The organism is Microbacterium sp. CnD16-F (assembly GCF_024124465.1).
Classification (GTDB): domain Bacteria; phylum Actinomycetota; class Actinomycetes; order Actinomycetales; family Microbacteriaceae; genus Microbacterium; species Microbacterium gawkjiense.
In genome coordinates, this window is sequence record NZ_JAMXSA010000006.1 from 24,987 (window position 1) to 38,834 (window position 13,848).

At 71.4% G+C, this 13,848-nt stretch carries 14 protein-coding genes and 2 tRNA genes; 8 read left to right on the forward strand and 8 right to left on the reverse strand.

The genetic code is table 11. The features are described 5' to 3' along the window. The first annotated feature begins 43 nt into the window (after positions 1 to 43). The gene (gene ligA / locus NH287_RS02920; RefSeq protein ID WP_253034415.1) at positions 44 to 2,368 is read left to right on the forward strand and encodes an NAD-dependent DNA ligase LigA; all 2,325 of its coding nucleotides are present in this window, start codon (positions 44 to 46) and stop codon (positions 2,366 to 2,368) included. Between the two features lie 3 nt (positions 2,369 to 2,371). On the opposite strand, the gene NH287_RS02925 is transcribed toward ligA, so the two are convergent. Further along, positions 2,372 to 4,072, reverse strand: coding sequence for a long-chain-fatty-acid--CoA ligase (locus tag NH287_RS02925; protein WP_253034416.1), 1,701 nt, complete (start codon positions 4,070 to 4,072; stop codon positions 2,372 to 2,374). Between the two features lie 67 nt (positions 4,073 to 4,139). Here NH287_RS02925 and gatC point away from each other — a divergent pair, with 67 nt between their 5' ends. The 6 genes from gatC to NH287_RS02955 all read left to right on the forward strand — a co-directional run bounded on the left by gatC (position 4,140) and on the right by NH287_RS02955 (position 9,717). Continuing rightward, positions 4,140 to 4,439: an Asp-tRNA(Asn)/Glu-tRNA(Gln) amidotransferase subunit GatC gene (gene gatC, locus NH287_RS02930; protein ID WP_251580976.1), complete on the forward strand. Its 300-nt coding sequence runs from the start codon at positions 4,140 to 4,142 to the stop codon at positions 4,437 to 4,439. Continuing rightward, entirely contained in the window at positions 4,436 to 5,947 is a 1,512-nt protein-coding gene (gene gatA / locus NH287_RS02935; protein WP_217531980.1) for an Asp-tRNA(Asn)/Glu-tRNA(Gln) amidotransferase subunit GatA, read from the forward strand. Before gatC ends, gatA begins: the two co-directional genes overlap by 4 nt. After that, positions 5,947 to 7,461 carry an Asp-tRNA(Asn)/Glu-tRNA(Gln) amidotransferase subunit GatB gene (gene gatB, locus NH287_RS02940; RefSeq protein WP_253034417.1) on the forward strand — a complete coding sequence of 505 codons (1,515 nt, stop codon included), beginning with the start codon at positions 5,947 to 5,949 and terminating at the stop codon, positions 7,459 to 7,461. The genes gatA and gatB overlap by 1 nt, the downstream gene beginning before the upstream one ends. 65 nt (positions 7,462 to 7,526) lie before the next feature. Further along, entirely contained in the window at positions 7,527 to 8,783 is a 1,257-nt protein-coding gene (dinB, locus tag NH287_RS02945; RefSeq protein ID WP_253034418.1) for a DNA polymerase IV, read from the forward strand. Positions 8,784 to 8,840: 57 nt separating this feature from the next. Continuing rightward, positions 8,841 to 9,158, forward strand: coding sequence for a hypothetical protein (locus NH287_RS02950; RefSeq protein ID WP_064002474.1), 318 nt, complete (start codon positions 8,841 to 8,843; stop codon positions 9,156 to 9,158). Then, positions 9,142 to 9,717, forward strand: a complete 576-nt coding sequence (locus NH287_RS02955; RefSeq protein WP_253034419.1) for a hypothetical protein — start codon at positions 9,142 to 9,144, stop codon at positions 9,715 to 9,717. The genes NH287_RS02950 and NH287_RS02955 overlap by 17 nt, the downstream gene beginning before the upstream one ends. 7 nt (positions 9,718 to 9,724) lie before the next feature. Here the strand turns inward: NH287_RS02955 and NH287_RS02960 are convergent, their stop codons facing one another. From NH287_RS02960 to NH287_RS02990, 7 genes are all read right to left on the reverse strand, one after another. After that, the gene (locus NH287_RS02960) at positions 9,725 to 10,213 is read right to left on the reverse strand and encodes a DUF2017 family protein (protein ID WP_253034420.1); all 489 of its coding nucleotides are present in this window, start codon (positions 10,211 to 10,213) and stop codon (positions 9,725 to 9,727) included. Next, entirely contained in the window at positions 10,210 to 10,500 is a 291-nt protein-coding gene (gene clpS, locus NH287_RS02965) for an ATP-dependent Clp protease adapter ClpS (protein ID WP_064001993.1), read from the reverse strand. The genes NH287_RS02960 and clpS overlap by 4 nt, the downstream gene beginning before the upstream one ends. A gap of 1 nt (position 10,501) precedes the next feature. Continuing rightward, positions 10,502 to 10,843, reverse strand: a complete 342-nt coding sequence (locus NH287_RS02970; RefSeq protein WP_064002475.1) for a metallopeptidase family protein — start codon at positions 10,841 to 10,843, stop codon at positions 10,502 to 10,504. 34 nt (positions 10,844 to 10,877) lie between these two features. Next, a tRNA-His gene (locus tag NH287_RS02975) sits at positions 10,878 to 10,953 on the reverse strand. Positions 10,954 to 10,987: 34 nt separating this feature from the next. Further along, positions 10,988 to 11,608 (reverse strand): oligoribonuclease, encoded by a 621-nt coding sequence (gene orn, locus NH287_RS02980; protein ID WP_082886092.1) that lies wholly within the window; start codon positions 11,606 to 11,608, stop codon positions 10,988 to 10,990. Positions 11,609 to 11,653: 45 nt separating this feature from the next. Then, positions 11,654 to 11,726 (reverse strand) — tRNA-Arg (locus NH287_RS02985). Positions 11,727 to 11,753: 27 nt separating this feature from the next. After that, complete coding sequence (locus NH287_RS02990) at positions 11,754 to 12,362, reverse strand: YitT family protein (protein ID WP_253034421.1); 609 nt, start codon at positions 12,360 to 12,362, stop codon at positions 11,754 to 11,756. A gap of 60 nt (positions 12,363 to 12,422) precedes the next feature. Between NH287_RS02990 and NH287_RS02995 the strand changes: the two genes are divergently transcribed. Beyond that, a complete protein-coding gene (locus tag NH287_RS02995; RefSeq protein ID WP_253034422.1) occupies positions 12,423 to 13,847 on the forward strand; it encodes a PLP-dependent aminotransferase family protein in 1,425 nt (474 codons plus the stop codon). The last annotated feature ends 1 nt before the right edge of the window (position 13,848 follow it).

Genomic DNA, 13,848 nt, shown 5'->3' on the forward strand with positions numbered 1-13,848 from the left:
GAACGGTCCCGGCGGTGTCGCCGGGCCTCCCTACACTGTCGATGTGGCTGACGCAGAACTCCCCGAACTGACCCTCGATGGGGCCCGCGCAGAGGCCGCGCGGCTCACGGAGAAGATCCTCGGCGCGCGCGAGGCCTACTACGGCGGCGACGTCGGTCTGGTCGACGACGCCACCTACGACGGGTGGATGCAGCGGCTCGAAGCCATCGAGCGCGCGCACCCCGAGCTGCAGGGGCAGGATTCGCCGACGCAGACCGTCGGCGCGGCGGAGTCGTCGATGTTCGCTCCCGTCGAGCACGCCGAGCGGATGCTGAGCCTCGACAACGTCTTCTCGCCGGACGAACTGCGGGAGTGGTGCACGAAGGCCGAGGCCGCAGCGGGGCGCAAGGTGCGATGGCTGACGGAGCTCAAGATCGACGGGCTCGCCATCTCGCTGCGCTACGAGAACGGTGTGCTGACCTCGGCGGCGACCCGCGGCGACGGCCGCATCGGGGAGGACGTCACGGTGAACGCGGTGCGCGTGGCCGGTATCCCGGAGCGGCTGTCGGGGCAGGGGCACCCCCCTCTCGTGGAGGTGCGGGGGGAGGTCTTCATCCCGGTGGCGGCCTTCGAAGAACTCAACGCGCTGCAGGCGCGTCTGCGCGACCGCGTCGTCGCCGACGCCGCCTCCCGCCCCCGCTATGACGAGGAGAAGGCGCAGAAGAGCGCGGCGCGGCGCTTCCCGGCGTTCGCCAATCCGCGCAACGCCGCGAGCGGAGGTCTGCGCCAGCAGCTCGACAAGAAGTCGGGGCTCGAACTCGAGGCCGGCGAGGCCCGTCTCTCGTCCCTCCGCATGTACGTCCACGGCATCGGCGCGTGGCCCGACCCGCCCGTGTCCGCTCAGAGCGAGGTGTACGGCCTGCTCGCCGAATGGGGCCTGCCGGTCAGCCCGTATCCGCAGACATTCGACGACGTCGACGGCGTCCTCGCCTTCGTCGCCGAGTACGGCGAGAAGCGCCACTCGGTCGCGCACGAACTCGACGGCATCGTCGTGAAGGTCGACGAGCTCTCCCTGCACGACGAGCTCGGCGCGACCAGCCGTGCCCCGCGCTGGGCGATCGCGTACAAGTACCCGCCCGAAGAGGTGCAGACGCGGCTCCTCGACATCATCGTGTCGGTCGGGCGCACCGGCCGCGCCACCCCATACGCGCAGATGGCACCGGCGCTCGTCGCGGGCAGCGTCGTGCGCCAGGCGACCCTGCACAATCAGGACGTCGTCAAGGCGAAGGGCGTCCTGATCGGCGACATGGTCGTGCTCCGCAAGGCCGGGGACGTCATCCCCGAGGTGCTGGGCCCGGTCGCCGAACTCCGCGACGGCACGGAGCGCGCCTTCGTCATGCCGACGGCGTGCCCGGAGTGCGGATCGACCCTCGCGCCGGCCAAAGAGGGCGACATCGACCTGCGCTGCCCCAACACGCGCGGCTGCCCCGCGCAGGTCCGCGGGCGCGTCGAGCACATCGGCTCGCGTGGCGCGCTCGACATCGAGGCGCTCGGCGAGGTCACTGCGGCCGCGCTGACCCAGCCGATCGATCCGCAGCAGCCGGCGCTCGAGACCGAGGCGGGACTGTTCGAGCTGACTCTGGAGCGGCTCGTGCCCATCGAGGTCATCGTCCGCGACGCCGAGACCGGCGAGCCGCGGGTCGACGAGAGCACCGGCGAGGTCGTCCGCCGCGCGCCGTTCCGCCGCAACCCCACCGCGGCGGAGAAGAAGGAGGGCCTCACGGGACCGCAGCCGTCGGCGCAGGCCCTCACCCTCATCGACGAGCTCGAGAAGGCCAAGACGAAGGATCTGTGGCGCTTCCTCGTCGCGTTGAACATCCGCCACGTCGGACCCGTCGCCGCCCGCGCCCTGGCGCAGTACTTCGGCTCGCTCGACGCGATCCGGGCCGCCTCGCGCGACGAGCTCGCTGCGGTCGACGGTGTCGGCGGGATCATCGCCGACGCGCTCATCGACTGGTTCGCCGTCGACTGGCACGTCGAGATCGTCGACCGCTGGACCGCCGCGGGCGCGCGGCTGGCGACGCGCGGGCACCCGGGTCCCGGCGCCGCGGCCGCGGCCGGAGGAGTGCTCGAGGGCATCACCGTCGTCGCGACGGGGTCGCTCGAGGGGTACACCCGCGAGGGCGCGCAGGAGGCCATCATGCAGGCGGGCGGCAAAGCGGCGTCGAGCGTCTCGAAGAAGACGGACTTCGTCGCCGCCGGGCCCGGTGCGGGATCGAAGCTCGCGAAGGCCGAGGCCCTCGGCATCCGGATCATCGACGCCGCGCAGTTCCACGTCCTCGTCACCGAGGGTCCGGCCGCGCTCGGCGACGCGCCCGCCGCGGAGTGACGCTCAGGCGTCCTTCGCGAGGAGCGCGTCGCGCACCTGTCGGCGCAGGACCTTGCCGATGAGCGACCGCGGCAGCTCCTCGACCGTCTCGATCCGCTTCGGCACCTTGTAGGGCGTCAGCCGGGTGCGGGCGAACGCGCGCACGTCCTCGACGTCGACCTCGCTCACCCCCGGCGAGGGGATCACGACGGCGACGACCTGCTCGCCGCTGTGCGCGTCGGGGAGACCGACGACGGCGGCATCCGCGACCTGCGGGTGCTGCCGAAGCGTGGCCTCCACCTCGGAGGGCGACACGTTGAACCCGCCCGTGACGATGAGTTCCTTCAGGCGGTCGACCACCCGGAAGAACCCGTCGGCGTCGCGCTCGACGATGTCGCCGGTGCGGAACCAGCCGTCGACGAGCACCTTCTCGGTTTCGTCCGGCTTGCCGTAGTACCCCGAGAACACCTGCGGTCCCCGCACCACGAGTTCGCCCGGTTCGCCGTCGCCGAGGATGCGGGACGGGTTCTCGGGGTCGACGACGCGTGCGTCCGTTCCGGGGATGGGGATGCCGATGGTTCCGGCCTTCCGGTTGTCGGCCGGGGGGTTGACCATCAGGACGGGGGAGCACTCACTGAGCCCGTAGCCTTCGATGAGGTACCCGCCGGTCGCCTCCTCGAACGGTTCGACCAGCGCAGGGGAGAGGGCCATGGCGCCCGACACGCCGATGCGGATGCCGCGGATCGAGGCCCCGCGTTCGCGGGCGCGTGCCAGCAGGCGCTCGGCTATCGGGGGGACGAGCGGCAGGACCGTGGGCGGGTGCTTCTTGATCGCATCGATCACCATGTCGGCGTCGAACTTGGGGAACAGCACGAGACGCGCCCCCATCGACATGGCGAAGGTGAGGCAGAGGGTGAGCCCGTAGGCGTGGAACATCGGCAGGACGGCGTAGAAGACGCATCCGTCCCCGCGCTGCACGGCCGGGATGAACGCTTGGCTCTGCCGGGCGTTGGCGAGCAGGTTGCGGTGCGTCAGCATCGCCCCCTTCGGCGTCCCCGTCGTCCCCGAGGTGTACTGCAGGACCGCGAGGTCCTCGGTCCGCGGCCCGGGGTGGGATGCCGCCAGGGCGGGCGTCCTCACGAGGTCGTCCCACGACAGCGCACCGCGCGCCGGCGAGGTCAACGCGGCACGCGATTCCCGCGCCTTCTTCACGGGCAGCCGCAGCGCGAGGCGCGTGTGGAGGGGCAGCGCCCGCGTGACGTCGACGGCGATGAGCGCCTCGACGCGGAGGTCCGCGGGGAACCCCTGCACGGTCGGCGCGACCTTGTCCCACACGATGGCGTGCCGCGCACCGTGGTCCTGGAACTGCGTCCGCAGCTCGCGCGGGGTGTAGAGGGGGTTGTGCTCGACGACGACCGCGCCCAGTCGCAGGACGGCGTAGAACGCGATGATGTGCTGCGGGCAGTTGGGGAGGACGATCGCGACCCGGTCGCCCTTGTTCACCCCGAGATCGCGCAGCCCCGCGGCCGCCCGGTTCACGGCGTCGTGCAGGGCCGCGTACGTCGTCTCGCGTCCGAAGAACTGCAGAGCGGGCGCCTCGGGATAGTCGCGAGCGGACTCGTCGAGCAGGTCCATCAACGACCCGTCGATGGGGGGCAGGTCGAGGGGGACGCCCTCACCGTACGAGGAGAGCCACGGGCGATCGGCGGAGGGCGAATCGGTCACGCCCCCAGCCTAGGGCGCGGGTCCGCGCGGGCTCGGGAGGGCGACCGGCCGGAACTAGACTGTCGGGGTGTCTGAAATCACCCCCGATCTCGTGCGCCATCTCGGCGTGCTCGCCCGGATCCAGCTGAGCGACGAGGAGGTGGAGCGGCTCACCGGCCAGCTCGACGCGATCGTCGACAACATCGCCAAGGTGTCCGAAGTCGCCACCCCCGAGGTCGCCGCGACGAGCCACCCGATCCCGCTGCGCAACGTCTTCCGCCCCGATGTCCCCGGCGACATGCTGACCGTCGACGAGGTGCTCCAGAACGCACCGGATGCCGCCGACGGCCGGTTCCGCGTGACCGCGATCCTGGGGGAGGAGCAGTGAGCGACATCCTGAAGCTGACCGCCGCCGACCTCTCCGCGAAGCTGCGCTCCGGCGAGCTCTCGAGCGTCGAGGCCACGCAGGCCCACCTCGACCGCATCGCCGCCGTCGACGGCGACGTGCACGCCTTCCTCCACGTCTCCGACCACGCGGTCGAGGTCGCGGCCGACATCGACCGCCGCCGCGCCGCCGGCGAGGAGCTCGGCGAACTGGCCGGCGTGCCCCTGGCGATCAAGGACGTCCTCGTGACGACCGACATGCCCTCCACGAGCGGTTCGAAGATCCTCGAGGGCTACATGTCGCCCTACGACGCGACCGTCGTCGCACGGTCCCGGGCGGCGGGCCTCGTCCCGCTCGGCAAGACCAACATGGACGAGTTCGCGATGGGCTCGTCGACCGAGCACTCGGCGTACGGCCCGACCCGCAACCCGTGGGACCTCGATCGGATCCCCGGCGGCTCCGGCGGCGGTTCGGCCGCTGCGGTGGCCGCGTTCGAAGCGCCGCTCGCGCTCGGTTCCGATACGGGCGGCTCGATCCGCCAGCCTGCGCACGTCACCGGCACCGTCGGTATGAAGCCCACGTACGGCGGTGTGAGCCGCTACGGCGCGATCGCCCTCGCCTCGAGCCTCGACCAGGTCGGTCCCGTCTCGCGCACCGTCCTCGACTCGGCGCTCCTGCACGACGTCATCGGCGGGCACGACCCGCACGACGCGACGTCGCTGACCGACGCCTGGCCGTCGTTCGCCGCCGCCGCCCGCGAGGGCGCGACCGGCGAGGTCCTCAAGGGTCTGAAGGTCGGCGTCATCCGCGAGCTCGACGACTCCGGCTTCCAGTCCGGCGTGTCGGCATCCTTCCGAGCGTCCCTCGCCGCGATGGAGGCAGCCGGCGCCGAGATCGTCGAGGTCAGCGCACCGCACTTCGAGTACGGCGTCGCCGCATACTACCTGATCCTCCCGGCGGAGGCGTCCAGCAACCTGGCGAAGTTCGACTCGGTCCGTTTCGGGATGCGGGTGAACGTGCCCGGCGGCACCGTCGAGGACGTCATGGCCGCCACGCGCGACGCCGGCTTCGGCGACGAGGTCAAGCGCCGCGTCATCCTCGGCACCTACGCGCTCTCGGCGGGCTACTACGACGCCTACTACGGCAGCGCGCAGAAGGTCCGCACCCTCATCCAGCGCGACTTCGACGAGGCGTTCGCGCAGGTCGACGTCATCGCGACGCCGTCCGCGCCGACGACCGCATTCCGCCTGGGCGAGCAGCTCGACGACCCGCTGCAGATGTACCTCAACGACGTGACGACCATCCCGGTCAACCTCGCCGGCGTCCCCGGCATCTCGATCCCCTCGGGCCTCGCGGAAGAAGACGGGTTGCCCGTCGGCATCCAGTTCGTCGCTCCCGCCCGCGAGGACGCGCGACTGTACCGCGTGGGGGCGGCGCTCGAGGCGCTGCTCGTCGACAGCTGGGGCGGTCCGATCCTGGACCGCGCCCCGATCCTCGGAGGAGCCCGCTGATGGCCAAGGACGCGCTGATGGACTTCGACAAGGCGCTCGAGCTGTTCGAGCCCGTCCTCGGATTCGAGGTCCACGTCGAGCTCAACACCGAGACCAAGATGTTCTCGCCCGCCGGCAACCCGGCGAACGAGGCGAACCACGATGCGGCACCCAACACGCTCGTCGCGCCCGTCGACATGGGGCTGCCGGGGTCGCTGCCCGTCGTGAACGAGACCGCCGTCCGCTATTCGATCAGCCTGGGCCTCGCCCTCGGCTGCTCGATCGCGCCGTCGTCGCGGTTCGCGCGGAAGAACTACTTCTACCCCGACCTCGGCAAGAACTACCAGATCTCGCAGTACGACGAGCCCATCGCCTTCGAGGGCAGCGTCGAGATCGAGCTCGAGGGCGGCGACGTCGTCGTCGTGCCGATCGAGCGTGCGCACATGGAGGAGGATGCCGGCAAGCTCACGCACATGGGCGGCGCGACCGGTCGCATCCAGGGCGCCGAGTACTCGCTCGTCGACTACAACCGCGCCGGCGTGCCCCTCGTCGAGATCGTCACCAAGCCAATCTTCGGCACGGAGCACCGCGCCCCCGAGGTCGCCAAGGCCTACGTCGCCGCGATCCGCGACATCGTGCGCTCGCTCGGCATCTCCGAGGCTCGCATGGAGCGCGGCAACCTCCGCTGCGACGCGAACGTCTCGCTGCGCCCGCGCGGACAGGAGAAGCTCGGCACCCGCACCGAGACGAAGAACGTCAACTCGATGCGCTCGGTCGAGCGCGCGGTGCGCTACGAGATCCAGCGGCAGGCCGCGATCCTCGCCGCCGGCGGCACCCTCACGCAGGAGACGCGGCACTGGCACGAGGACACCGGACGCACCTCGCCGGGTCGTCCCAAGTCGGATGCCGACGACTACCGCTACTTCCCCGAGCCCGACCTGCTCCCCGTCGAGCCGTCCGCAGAGCTGATCGAAGAGCTCCGCGCGGCGCTCCCCGAGGCTCCGGCGGTGTACCGGCGCCGGCTGAAGGCGGAGTGGGGGTTCACCGACCTCGAGTTCCAGGACGTCGCGAACGGCGGGCTGCTCGCCGAAGTCGAGGCGACGATCGCCGCCGGCGCGTCACCGGCATCCGCCCGCAAGTGGTGGACCGGCGAGATCACCCGCATCGCGAACGCGCAGGGCACCGAGCCCGCCGCCCTCGTGTCGCCCGAGTCGGTGGCGCAGCTGCAGAAGCTGGTGGATGCCGGCACCCTCACCGACAAGCTGGCCCGCCAGGTCCTGGAAGGCGTCATCGCAGGGGAGGGCACGCCCCAGGAGGTCGTCGACGCCCGCGGTCTCGCCGTGGTCTCGGACGACGGGGCGCTCATCGCCGCGATCGACGAGGCCCTCGCCGCCCAGCCCGACGTGCTCGCGAAGATCCAGGACGGCAAAGTTCAGGCCGCCGGCGCCGTCATCGGTGCGGTCATGAAGGCGATGAAGGGCCAGGCGGACGCCGCCCGTGTCCGCGAGCTCATCCTGGAGCGCGCCGGCCAGTGACGCCCTGACGATGCCGTCGGCCCCGGATCCGTACCGGTGTCGGCGGCATCGTCGACAATGGACGTATGGGACGCGGTGACGGGACGGGGCGGATCGTCTCGCCCGACGGCGCCGACGACACCGGCACCCGCATCCTCCACGTCGACATGGACGCGTTCTACGCGTCCGTCGAGGTCCTCTACGACCCTTCCCTGGCGGGCAAGCCGCTCATCGTCGGCGGCATGGAGGGGCGCGGCGTCGTCTCCAGCGCCTCGTACGAGGCCCGGCGCTTCGGCGTGCGCTCCGCCATGTCGGTCGGGCGCGCCCTGCAGCTGTGCCCGCAGGCGATCGTCGTCGTGCCGCGGTTCGAGCGCTACTCGGAGCTGTCGAAGAAGGTCATGGCCATCTTCCGCGACGTCACCCCGCTCGTGGAGCCGCTCTCGATCGACGAGGCCTTCCTCGATGTGAGCGGCGCGCGCCGGCTGTGGGGGAGTCCCGGCGAGATCGCCCGCATGGTCCGGCGTCGCGTGCTCGACGAGACCGGACTGACGTGCAGCATCGGCGTCGCCGCCACGAAACACGTCGCCAAGATCGCCTCGACCGTCTCGAAACCCGACGGGCTCCTCATCGTCAGTGAGCCGGAGACCCAGGCGTTCCTCGCGGCGCGCCCCGTGGGCGCGCTGTGGGGCGTGGGACCGAAAGCAGCCGAGGCGCTCGAGGCCCGCGGCATCCGGATGGTCTCGGACATCCTGAACACGCCCCGAGGCGTCCTCGACCGGGCGCTGGGACCGGCGATGGGCGCCCGCGTGTCGCAGCTGGCCCGCGGGATCGATCCGCGGTCCGTGCAGACCGAGCACACCGAGAAGAGCGTCGGACACGAAGAGACCTTCCTCGAGGACGTGTCCGACGTCGCGACGCTGCGGAGCGAGTTCCGGCGGTTGTCGGACCGGGTCGCGAGCCGCCTCCGCGCGGGCGGCTGGGAGGCCCGCACGATCGCGGTGAAGGTGCGGTTCTCCGACTTCACGACGCTGTCGCGGTCGGTGAGCGTCCCCGAGCCCACCAACGTCGGCCAACGCATCGGCGACGTCGCCCTCGACCTCTTCTCGAAGATCGATCTCGTGCAACCCGTGCGCCTCATCGGCGTGCGCGGCGAGAAGCTGACCGCCGACGGCGTGGGCGGCCTCGCACTGTGGGACGACGATGCCGAGTGGCGCCGCGTCGACGCCGCACTCGACGACGCGCGCTCGCGCTTCGGGCGCGGCGCCGTGACGAGGGCGAGCACACTCGGCCCCAGACGCGACGTCAATGCGCTGCCGACCAACCCGCGACCGGTGCAGGAGTGAGGACGCGTCACGCGCAAGCCCCTGTGCGTGACCGTGCGACCGGCTAGCGTGGTCGTCATGGCCAACCTCCCTCTCGAACTCGGCAAGCAGTTCGCGTCCCTCGGTGTCACGAGCGTCTACGGCGAGCAGCAGGACGTCGACGGCATCCGGCTCATCCCCGTCGCCCTCACCTGGTCGGGCTTCGGCGCGGGGGAGGACCCCAACGGCGGCGGCGGCGGTGGCGGAGGTGCCGCGATCCCGGTCGGCGCCTACATCCGCAAGGGCGACGACCTGCGGTTCGAGCCGAACCTCGTCTCGCTCCTCGCGGTCGGGATCCCCTTCGTGTGGGTCGCCGGACGGGCGCTCAGCCGCGTCATCCGTGCCCTCACCCGCTGATCCCTCCCTCACCACTGCGGCAGCGGCGGGGATCGAGCGGGTCGCCGACGCGGTGAACGCGGCGCCCGGCGTCCCGGTCGTCGTCCTGATCGACGGACGCTCGGGTGCCGGCAAATCGACCTTCGCCGACACGCTGGCCGCGCGGTTCCCGGATGCGGCCGTCGTGCGGCTCGACGACGTCTACCCGGGGTGGGACGGACTGCGGGCGGCGACCGACATCGTGCACGAGCGGGTCCTGACGCCGCTCCGGCGCGGGGAGGCCGCAAGATGGCCGCTGTGGGACTGGTCCCGCGACAGACCGTCGGGACGTCACGCGACGGTGGACCCCGCCCCGGTGATCATCGTCGAAGGAGCCGGGGTCCTCACCGCGGCATCCGCCGCTCTCGCGGACATCACGGTCTGGCTGGAGGCACCGGATGCCGCGCGCAAGACGCGCGCCCTCGCCCGCGACGGCGATGCCTATCGCCCGCACTGGGAGCGGTGGGCGACGCAGGAGGATGCGCACCTGCGCGAGAACCGACCGGCGGAGCTCGCGCGGATCGTCGTGCCGCTACCCTGACCGGGCCTCAACCGTCGAGGGCGCGGACGAGCACGTCGAGTCGGTAGCCGACCCACTCGTACACCCCGAAGCGGGGATCCCCGTCGCCGTCGTGGTCCTCGCCGGTGACGCCGAGCCGCTCCGCGAGCACGAGCCGCAGTGCGGCGAGGGTCCGCAGCCACGCGCCGGCGACCTCCGGCGTCAGCTCGACGACCAGCGCGTCCTCGGCCTGGGTACGGTCGAGCTCCGCGGGGTCCAGGTCGCGTCCGTCCCGGCGCAGCGACGCGCGCACCACCCCGGTATCCGTCAGCCGTCGCTCCAGGATGTCGTCCTGCGTGAGCCGGCGGAACTCCGCGGCTGCGTCGGCGTCGTCGCGGTAGGCATCGGGGACGAGCCGGCGGACGGCGGGATCGCGTGCGTCGCGCTCGGCCACGACCTCCTCGAACTGCGCGAGAAGGTCCGACAGGTGCGCCGCCTCGAGCAGCGTGAGCTCGAGGGTGATCCTCCGACCGGTCACGAGCCGGCCTCGCGCACGGTCGCCCAGAGTCCGTAGTCGTGCATCGCCTGCGCGTGGAGTTCCATCTGCTCCCGCGACCCTTCGGCCACGACGGCGTGCCCGTCGTGGTGGACCGCCAGCATCAACCGGTGCGCCTTCTCACGGGAGTACCCGAAGTACTCGCGGAAGACGTGGACGACGTAGCTCATGAGGTTCACCGGGTCGTTCCAGACGACCGTCTGCCAGGGACCCGAGGTGGATGCCTGCAGGTCGACCTGTTCGTCGAGGTCGGGGCTCGCGATGCTCATGTCACGCCCATCCCAGTTCGTGCAGGCGCGTGTCGTCGATCCCGTAGAAGTGGGCGATCTCGTGCACGAGTGTCGTGTGCACCTCGTCGCGCAGCTGATCGAGGTCGTCGCACGCATCCAGGTGCGGCTCGCGGTAGACGATGATGCGGTCGGGGAGATCTCCCATTCCGTACCGGTCGCGCTCGGTCAGGGCGAGGCCGTCGTACAGTCCGAGCAGATCGAGGGATCCGTCCTCGGGGCGGTCCTCGACGACGAAGACGACGTTGTCGAGACCGGCGACCATCTCATCGGGCAGGGCGTCGAGTTCGGACGCCACGAGGTCCTCGAAGGCCTCGGCATCCATCTCGATCACGATTGCGCCTCATGAGGGGAAAGCATGGGGTGAGTAACGGGACTCGAACCCGCGACCCCCTGGACCACAACCAGGTGCTCTACCAACTGAGCTATACCCACCATGTGCCCGTCTCCGGGCAACCACACAAGTGTATTACAGACCCGAGGCGAACGATGACACCGTCGCGGCCGCGGCGCTCCGCGCGTCGTCGCTCGTCGGTCCGGGGGCGGCGACGAAGACCGTCTCGCGGTAGTACGCGAGTTCGCGGATGCTCTCGCGGATGTCGGCGAGGGCGCGGTGTCCGCCGTCCTTCGCGGGGGCGTTGAAGTACGCGCGGGGGTACCACCGCCGGGCCAGTTCCTTCACGCTCGACACGTCCACATTGCGGTAGTGCAGCCACCGGTCGACACGCGGCATGTAGCGGGCGAGGAACATCCGGTCCGTGCCGATCGTGTTGCCCGCCAGCGGCGCCTTGCCCTCGGGCACGAAGCGCTGGATGTACTCGAGCACCTGGAACTCGGCGTCGGCGAGGCTGACGCCGTTCGGGATCTCGGTCAGCAGACCCGAGCTCTCGTGCATCTTCGTGACGAAGTCGTTCATGTGGGCGAGGGCCGAGTCGTCCGGCTTGATGACGATCTGGAACCCCGGGTCGAGCACGCGGAGGTCGAAGTCGGTGATCACGACGGCGACCTCGACGAGCTCGTCCACCGACAGGTCGAGGCCCGTCATCTCGCAGTCGATCCAGACGAGGCGGTCGTTCTCCGCAGCTGACACGTGGTCTCCTCCCACAGGAGTCGGCGTGGTCACGGCGACTCGGAGCCCCTCCAGGAGGATTCGAACCCCCGACCTGGCGGGTAGAAACCGCTCGCTCTGTCCACTGAGCTATGGAGGGAAGGATGCTCGTTCCCCAGGCTACCGCTCAGACCGCGATGGTCGCTCGGCGCACACGCAGCGCCCGCCAGCGTGCCGACAGGGCGAGGGCGAGGTGGACGCCGGGGCCGATGAGCACGGCGAACAGGACGGTCCCGAGCCCGACCGTGCCGCCGAGGAGCCATCCGGTGACGAGCACGCTGCCCTCGACCGCGAACCGGCACACCCAGATCGGCCAGCCGAACCGCGCGTGCAGCCCCGTCATGAGTCCGTCCCGAGGGCCCGGCCCGAGGTCGGCCCCGAGGTAGATCCCGGATGCGGCGGCGATGAGCGCGATGCCCAGGAGGAAGACGACGACGCCCCAGAGGTAGTTCCCGACCGGGGGGATCACGGCCAGCGCGTCCTGCATGACCGTCCCGACGACGAGGATGTTCGCGATCGTTCCGATCCCGGGCTTCTGGCGGAGCGGGATCCACGCCACCAGGACGAGGGCGCCGGTGAGGACGACGATCCAGCCGATGCCGATCCCGGTCTGCAGCGCGAGTCCCTCTGCGAGCACCGTCCAGGGGTCGAGGCCGATGCCGGCCTGGACGAGCACGGCGCATCCGACGCCGAAGAGAGCGAGGCCGACGACGAGACGGATGAGGCGGAGGGTCATGAGTCCATTCCAGCGTACGATTGGCCTCCTGCACACAGTCCAATCTTGGATCGGTGGACCATGGACTCTCGAATCGGCGCCCGGACCCTCGCCGGCGCCCTCGGCGGCTGGCGGACGCGCACGCCCACCTACGAAGCCCTCGCCGACGGCATCCGGCTCCTCTGCCTCGACAACCGCATCCCGGCCAACACCGCCCTTCCCGCCGAGCGGGAACTCGCCGTGACCCTCGGACTCAGCCGCGCGACCGTCGCCGCCGCGTACCGCTCGCTGCGCGACAGCGGTCACATCGAGAGCACCCGCGGATCGGGGAGCGTGACGCTCCCGCAGGTGCGTCGCGGGACGGCCCGGGTCTTCGACGACGGGGACGGCATCGATCTGCAGCAGGCGAGTCCGGCCGCGTGGCCCGGCCTCGCGGGGATCATCGCCGACGTCGGTGCCGATGCGGCATCCCTCGTCGGCCGGCCGGGCTACGACATCGTCGGCAGCAGCGAGCTGCGCACGGCGATTGCGGACCGGTACACGATGCGGGGCCTCCCGACTGCTCCCGACGAGATCCTGGTGACGAACGGCGGCCAGCACGCCATCCATCTCGTCACCTCCGCCCTCCTGCGTCCGGGCACGACGGCGCTGCTCGAGACGCCCACCTACCCGCACGCGACTGAGGCGATCAAGGCGACGGGCGCGAGGGTGACGGGGACACCGGTCACGGTGGAGGACGGCTGGGACCTCGACCGAGCGGTCCAGGCCTTCCGCCGCGCCCGGCCCACCCTCGCGTACCTCATGCCGTGGTTCCAGAATCCGACGGGACGGAGCATGACGACGGCGGATGCGGCGACGTTCCGCTCCGCGGCCGCCGGCGCGGGCACCGTGCTCGTGATCGACGAGACGACGGCGGAGCTCTCCATCGACGGCGACACCCCCGCCGCGCTCGACTTCGGCCCGCGCGCCGTCCGGATCGGATCCCTCGGCAAGACGGTCTGGGGCGGACTGCGTGTGGGGTGGGTCCGCGCCGAGCGGGCGTTCGTCCGCCGCCTCGTCGCGTCGCGGCCGCGGCGGGACCTCGGGACGGCGGAGTTCGAGCAGGCCGTCGCGACGCGGCTGGTCCGTTCGATGCACGAGATCCTGCCCCAGCGGGCGGAGCTCCTCGGGCGGGGGAGGGACGCCGCCGTCGCCGCGCTGCGCGAGACGGTGCCGACCTGGTCGGTCCCGGTTCCCCGTGGCGGTGTCTCGCTCTGGGTCGGGCTGGACGCGCCGCGCAGCGGCGGCCTGGTCCTGGCGGCTCGTCGCGAGGGGGTGCTCCTCTCGGCGGGTCCGCGCTTCTCGGTGGACGGCGGCTACGACGGACACCTGCGCCTGCCCTTCACCGCACCGCCGGAGCAGATCCGTCAGGCGGTCGCCGTCCTGGCACGCGTGTGGCCGGAGGTGACCGGTCGCACCGCGCTCCACCCCGTCGAGGAGCGCGAAGCGGTCGCCGCGATCGTCTGAT

Excerpts from the sequence above, each read along its gene's own strand:
- NH287_RS02995 (WP_253034422.1), top strand. The coding sequence starts at position 12,423 with ATGGACTCTCGAATCGGCGCCCGGACCCTCGCCGGCGCCCTCGGCGGC.
- NH287_RS02990 (WP_253034421.1), bottom strand. The coding sequence starts at position 12,362 with ATGACCCTCCGCCTCATCCGTCTCGTCGTCGGCCTCGCTCTCTTCGGC.
- gatB (WP_253034417.1), top strand. The coding sequence starts at position 5,947 with ATGGCCAAGGACGCGCTGATGGACTTCGACAAGGCGCTCGAGCTGTTC.
- NH287_RS02970 (WP_064002475.1), bottom strand. The coding sequence starts at position 10,843 with ATGGATGCCGAGGCCTTCGAGGACCTCGTGGCGTCCGAACTCGACGCC.
- dinB (WP_253034418.1), top strand. The coding sequence starts at position 7,527 with ATGGGACGCGGTGACGGGACGGGGCGGATCGTCTCGCCCGACGGCGCC.
- NH287_RS02950 (WP_064002474.1), top strand. The coding sequence starts at position 8,841 with ATGGCCAACCTCCCTCTCGAACTCGGCAAGCAGTTCGCGTCCCTCGGT.
- clpS (WP_064001993.1), bottom strand. The coding sequence starts at position 10,500 with ATGAGCATCGCGAGCCCCGACCTCGACGAACAGGTCGACCTGCAGGCA.